General features: G+C 39.6%; 7 protein-coding genes. All 7 read right to left on the reverse strand.

Annotated features, from left to right (window positions below):
* Positions 1-463: 463 nt before the first annotated feature.
* Complete coding sequence (locus tag DFQ00_RS28310) at positions 464-817, reverse strand: hypothetical protein (protein WP_110899728.1); 354 nt, start codon at positions 815-817, stop codon at positions 464-466.
* 10 nt (positions 818-827) lie between these two features.
* Entirely contained in the window at positions 828-1,790 is a 963-nt protein-coding gene (locus tag DFQ00_RS28315) for a copper amine oxidase N-terminal domain-containing protein (RefSeq protein ID WP_244214028.1), read from the reverse strand.
* Between the two features lie 868 nt (positions 1,791-2,658).
* Positions 2,659-3,156, reverse strand: a complete 498-nt coding sequence (locus DFQ00_RS28320; RefSeq protein ID WP_110899729.1) for a hypothetical protein — start codon at positions 3,154-3,156, stop codon at positions 2,659-2,661.
* Positions 3,157-3,182: 26 nt separating this feature from the next.
* Positions 3,183-3,521: a hypothetical protein gene (locus DFQ00_RS28325; protein WP_110899730.1), complete on the reverse strand. Its 339-nt coding sequence runs from the start codon at positions 3,519-3,521 to the stop codon at positions 3,183-3,185.
* A 361-nt stretch (positions 3,522-3,882) separates the two neighbouring features.
* Positions 3,883-4,380: a hypothetical protein gene (locus DFQ00_RS28330; protein ID WP_110899731.1), complete on the reverse strand. Its 498-nt coding sequence runs from the start codon at positions 4,378-4,380 to the stop codon at positions 3,883-3,885.
* A 16-nt stretch (positions 4,381-4,396) separates the two neighbouring features.
* On the reverse strand, positions 4,397-5,665 hold the full coding sequence (locus DFQ00_RS28335; protein ID WP_167433871.1) for a WXG100 family type VII secretion target: 1,269 nt from the start codon (positions 5,663-5,665) through the stop codon (positions 4,397-4,399).
* 206 nt (positions 5,666-5,871) lie between these two features.
* Positions 5,872-6,579: copper amine oxidase N-terminal domain-containing protein (locus tag DFQ00_RS28340; protein ID WP_110899734.1), on the reverse strand; the 708-nt coding region annotated here is incomplete at its 5' end.

Here is a 6,579-nt window from a genome sequence, read left to right on the forward strand (position 1 = left end):
TTTTTGTGACCCTCGTAGGTGTATTTTTCACCAGGAGCAGTATGAATAAAGTTATACGGCTGATCCTTCTCCAACCGCACTTCTTGGTTAGCGAAGCCGTCTACACCATCCAAACTTTGCCCTGTGGTAGTCCAGTATTTAACAACAGCTTTGCCCACAGGTGTTCAAGTTCGATTTTGAAAAGGGTTGGGAAGTAGTATCGGTATCCTTCTACCTTTGGTGCAAACGTTACCTTATTGTCCCTTATCTCTTCCAACTTTCGATCTACAGGATATCTTGCTTTGAGTACGCCATTGTTTACGAACACTTTCTTTCGAGCCTTATTTGTGCCGATCCCATCGACAGGCGTATTCTTATAGCTATTGTAATCCACCAATGAAGTAGCATTTTCATAATACGATTTAGGATTTTTTTTTAACTCTCCAGTTCTGGACTTTTCAAACGTCAGGTCGCCAAGGAGTAGTTAGCCGTCAGGAGACTTCCAGTCATACTTAAATTGTTCGACAGAAATGCTTTTGACCTTTCGGTTCGATGCAAATGTAAACTCGTAAATTCCACCGTCCACCTCTGGAACATTAGAATTAGGATGGTGTCCTGCTCCTGTCCAATTTCCTGCAGAATTACTCCAGACCTCGTAATACACCATTCCTACAAAGTAGTACAGATTCGTATTATCTTTATCCTGCAACAATCTGTTAGAACTGATGGAGAATACCCCTGGTTCAGCCTGAACTGGACGAAACGTAAATAGTACAAATACAGAAGACAAAATAAACACCAGACTAAATAAAGTGCTGATTGATCGTCTTATTTTCACTGATGTGACCTCACTTGAACGGATTAACAATCGCAACCGCGTAATTGTAGAGGTCGCCATCTATAAGCAAAATATAATCTGCCTGCGAAGTTTTAAAGTCCATCCATCCAGTGTAATTTTGAATGTATTCGCTATCCTGGAATTTATCTATTTGACTGATTACTGGATAGTAGTTCATCCCCGTCTTGTCCCCGTTATTTTCAAAAGCTGCATCGATCACGCCACGAAATTTAGTGAAATCATTTTTCACCATAAAAGCAATGGGATTTCCTCTCTGACTACTGCGAACTTGGATTAGATCCATATTCATTTGTTTGTCTCTTAGCTTATCAATACTGTAGACCACCTGTTTGTCACCTAGTCGGATAGGCAGATCCGTTTCTTTGATAATTTTCACACCACCATACATTTCATCAGCAGAATTTCTAAACAGATTATCGCTCTTCATGTAAGCCTTAAAATCACTCAGCTTCGTCAGCTTAAATTCCTTATCATCTGTACTTCTGAAATCCTTGTTCCCAATCCACACCCAACGACCAATCTTATCCCATTCGACTTTCTCTCCGAGACCTTCACTGACCAAACGCAGCGGAACAAACGTCCGGTTTTGCTTCAACATAATCTGCGTGCCATAGTCTTTCTTTTGTCCATCGACTAGTGCTGAGGTTTGACCAATCGTCATATCGACTTTGTGATCTTTACTGTACACTCCAACTTTCGATACTTTGCCTTCTTTAGAATATGTAACCTTTGCACCTAACGCTTCGGATACAAATCGAATGGGAACCATAACACTACCTTGAGCATCCTGGAACGGTTTGGCATCTGGAAATTTCATCTTAATCGTGTTCAAGAGTACTTCGACTTGTTTGGGTGCACCTGCCGCTGCTGCTGACTCTGTTCCCGATCCAATCATACCCACCATGGATACACCTGCTAGTACAGTCAATAACAATTTCTTCATGTTAATCATCACTCTTCTTCCTATACTTTTATGTACTTTCGTTTGGCTTCAATTCCCATTTCGTTAGTTCCATAGATTCAAGAAAACATTCAAAATTGGAAATAGTAAGAATATTTTTTGTGAATTAAATATGAACATTTCAAATTACACTTCTTCAAAACCAAAAACCGTATTGCCAATAACCTGCTAAAGCCGACTTTAAGCCAATATTACATGCCAAAATTATTGCATTCCTTAATAGAGGGCTTCTTCTCGCATCTCAAAACAGAAAGTCTTTATGGTTAAGAATCATGAACAAGCCAGAGCGGAGAATTACAACTACGTCCCATTTTTACTACCAACACCTAGAACAACGCAAACTAAACAAACTGCCACCAGTATAGTTCCATGGCCAGATTCTTGTAGAATGCAGTCACAAGAACAACCGAGTGCTTTAAAGAGAGCTCCCATGAGCAATGCCGCAGTTTAACTCATTTTAGTAAGCCCTAAAGACGCCCATCCTGGCGAAACGTTCGAAGATTGGGAAATGGATACTGTTGTCTCGGGAGCGTGGAAAAAGACGGCCTACTCACCCAAGCAAATTGAACGAAAAACACGTCTGTATTCCACTATCAATGTGCCTGACTGCACAGCAAGCCCATCTCAGCATCCTACATAAGCCTTCCAGGCGGCTACTGTTAACTGATAAAAGGAGTTCCACTTCTTAGCCCCGCCTAGAAGAAAGACATAGAGCTCTCGTCTACTTGCTGATCTTTACTCATCCTGGCAGCAGGGCTCCAACGAGAATATCAATGGTCTCTTGTGAGAGTTCTTTCCCAAAAGGTCTTACCATCTCATTAACCACAAATCATGGAAATGTTTGGGACTGGAAGACCACTCACGAATTCTGACCATTATCAAGTGCATCTAAGGTTTCATCGCTTATATCAAGGGGTTCCCTTTCAACTCGGTTTGTAAGCGAAAGAAGATCAGTAGCACCGGCTACATTTAAATAACCTCCTCTTATAAAGAAATGTCCTCCTCTCTCATAAAGCTTTATTGCTGGCTCTAACAAATCTTTATTATCAATAGCGATTTGATTTCCTTCATCCATGAGCGCATTTAATTCTAAATAACTTTTGGCGATTTCTCTAACATAACTGTTGTCGATCTCCTTTAATATTTGCAAATCATCAACATTCACCTGTGGTTTAGTTATAGAATTCGAAATAACAATAAAAGGATACCTACAAGGTCCAGGGTAGTATTCGAGAAATAATGATGCTCTTCTTAAGTATTCTTTACTCAGATGAACATGTGACCTTGCTTGCTTGTTCCCAATAATACTCCAATCTATTGCAGAAATACGCTTAATTGCCTGATTGAGATTCCACATAAATTATTCGCCCTTTCTTCTCTATTTTATTGCTCAAGAACTTTTTTCGCATAATATTCATATCCTCCAGGAAGTTCAAATGAAGGTTGGTTAGAAGCTGAATCATGTGCACCAGGAGGATCTGAACCAAAATCATCACTATCTTTTTGATACGAACCAGGATTTTTATATGGATAGCCTTGTTTCATTTTTTCACTTTCAGTTAATTCATGTTTAGCTAACTCTTGAAACCACTTTTTTTGTTTTGGATCCAGCTCACCTTTTTGCGCTACTTTCCATATAAATCCAACCTCCAAATCAGGAGTAAAGTGACCAACTCGATAACTTTGATCATCTAAAGGAATTTTATGTTTATCAAAAAACATGTGTTATTTCATGGCCTTAATTTCTTCCACTGTCATACCAGTATTTTTTGCAACCTGTTCAATATCACTCATACCAACACTTCTAATATCAACATAATCCTTCTTTTCATACTTCCCGTGACCATCCCAATCCCGGCTACAATCTGACTCCACTTCAAGGAGGAGATCATCATCTTGGCGTAATCGTCTGTGACAGGCTCTCCTGTAAAGGGATTTACTCCTAACTCGAATGCTTCAATTTGTAACTGAATTAGATCCCGTCTAGCATTACCTCCATCAACAAATATATAAATGAAAAAAACAGTCTAATTATTTGGCATATTAACCATAATTAACCTGTTTAATGTGACTGAATAGCGTATTACATGATACTTAATTTTTTTACAAAAGATTCTTTGAACCACTCGTAGTTATCATGAATACGTTCCTTTTCGGCGTCACTTAGTTCAAAGTATCTTTCTAAGATTGCATTGAGAAACTCAGATGAGAGTGACTCTCCGAATGGCTGCAAGCTATCGGTTGATAAATTATCCATTATAGCTCCTATCAATGCTGTAGATGAATTTGTTAATTTCTGCGAAATAATCTCTTTTGCTTTTTCTTGGTCAACTTCATAAAGCAAATTAAATGCAACAGCTTGAAGAAATTCATCTCCCAAGTCTTCTTTGAGTATTTTAAGGCAATGAGGTACGGCTACTTCCTTATCTCTTATAGAGAGTTCTGTTAAAGCAGTAGTTACTTCATCTAAATCAACTAAATCGGTTATAATTGCAATAATTTCTGCATTATTCATATTTTCAATATTTTTTCCTTCAATATCCAGTCTATCCAACGCACTTTCTAAATCCTTATTGTCCATATTTCACCTCATCCTGTTAATCTTTGATTGGGATTAACTTAATAGTTGATAAATAAGGTTTGCCGTCAACTATACTCCATGTTGTTAGAACTTTAACTCGTCCCTTCGAACCTTTTAATGTACTTGGGAAATCCAATCTATTTTCGGGTGTAATGTTTTTTCCTACATCTAAAAGGTGTTTAGCAATAGATTGATTATTCTCTGGTGTATCATTTAGCCCAATTGACTCAAGTTTTTTTCTCATGTCATCTGAACGCTCATAATTATGCTTCATTAAGTCGAGACGTTTAATACGTTCTGCATTTTGAGGGTCTGCATCAAATATCTTTCTTTGTGTCTGCCTCATCTGTTTTAATTCCCTAAGTTCTTTATTCACTTCTTGAATATTAACGTTTACTCTACCTCTTATATATTTTTCAACTTTATCAATCGGTATAATTGTATTTCCATCTGTATAAACCTTGATTGCTTTACCACTTGATGGGGCAACAACCTCTTTTGCTGTAAGCCCGCCCTGTCCCTTAGCAGCCTGGCTCGCCTTCGCATCCCGAATCGTCTGCTTCACCTTGCCCAGTGCTGCACTGGTTCCGCGGCCCTTATAGGGACCCTTGCCACTTTTCATACTTCCCGTGACCATCCCAATCCCGGCTACAATCTGACTCCATTTCAAGGAGGAGATCATCATCTTGGCGTAATCGTCTGTGACAGGCTCTCCTGTAAAAGGATTTACTCCTAACTCGAATGCTTCAATCTGTAACTGAGTCAGATCCTGTTCCAGAGCAGGATTGGCCCCTGGCGGTTGCACCATCTTAGTCACATCGATCTTCCCATGATCTCGTTCGTACGCTTGCAGGGCTGCCTGATCGGTTACGCCCTTTTCATTGACAGGTAACCAAATATGGAACTGGGGATCGTACTTCATCTGATACCCCTTGTCATCATTGCTCTGCGTTGCTTTCAGCCCAATCGACTTTGTCGCTACGTTTCCTGCTACGGCTGCTCCGCTGACTTCATCCGCCTGCTGAAAACGTACGCCAATCTCTCGAAGCTCCTTCGCAATGTGGGCCAAGCTTTCTAACGTTTCGATCATCCTAGGCTGGTTCTCTTCGAATCGTTCTAGAAACCACTCTCGTACCATCCCCGACCACATCGATTCCATCCAACGAATCAAGCGAACGAGTTCCTCGCGCGTATCTTCCATTTGCTCGCGAGTCTCCTCGACCTCTCGTGCCGCTCCAAACAATCGCTCCGGGGTCACTTGTATTCTACTCATCACGTTCTCCATCTGTCCATACCTCGTAATACACCATCCCCACAAAGTAATATAGATTGGGATTATCTTCATCTTGCAACAATCTGTTAGAGCTGATAGAGTATACTCCTGATTCAGCCTGAACGGGGCGAAACGTAAATAATAGCGTTACAGAAAGCAGAATTAATACTGAGCTGAGTAAAGTGCTGATCAATCGTTTCATATTCATTGATTAGCACTCACTTGAATGGATTGACTATTGCCACAGCATAATCAACAAGATCGCCGTCTTCAAGTAGAATATAATCAGATTGTTTTACTTTGAAATTCATCCAGTCAGTATAGTTGGAAATGTATTCTCCATTTTGAAATTTGTCTGATTCACTAATAACGGGATAATAATTCATTCCTGTTTTATCACCGTTATTAACAAAAGATACATCAATAACGCTACGCCCTTTTACATGATTATTTTTCATTAAAAATGCAATTGGGTTTCCTCTATGACTACTCCGAATTTGGACTAAATCTCTCCCTGTTGCTTTTCTCTTAACCATATCAATACTGTAAACTATTTGGCTGTTCCCCAACTGTAGCGGGAGATCGCTCTCCTTGATGATCTTTATTCCAGAAAATCTCTTGCCCTCTATATTTTTAAAGTATACGTCACTTTTAGTATAAGCCTTAAAATCACTCAGCTTCGTCAGCTTAAATTTCTTATCATCTGTACTCCTAAAATCCTTGTTTCCAATCCACACCCAACGACCAATCTTATCCCATTCTACTTTCTCGCCGAGACCCTCACTAACCAAGCGCAGTGGAACAAACGTCCGATTTTGCTTCAATATAATTTGCGTGCCATAGTCTTTCTTTTGTCCATCGACTAGTGCTGAGGTTTGTCCAATCGTCATATCTACTTTGTGATCTTTACTGTACACTCCAACTTT

Origin of the sequence: Paenibacillus barcinonensis (genome assembly GCF_003217495.1) — a bacterium.
Lineage (GTDB): Bacteria > Bacillota > Bacilli > Paenibacillales > Paenibacillaceae > Paenibacillus > Paenibacillus barcinonensis.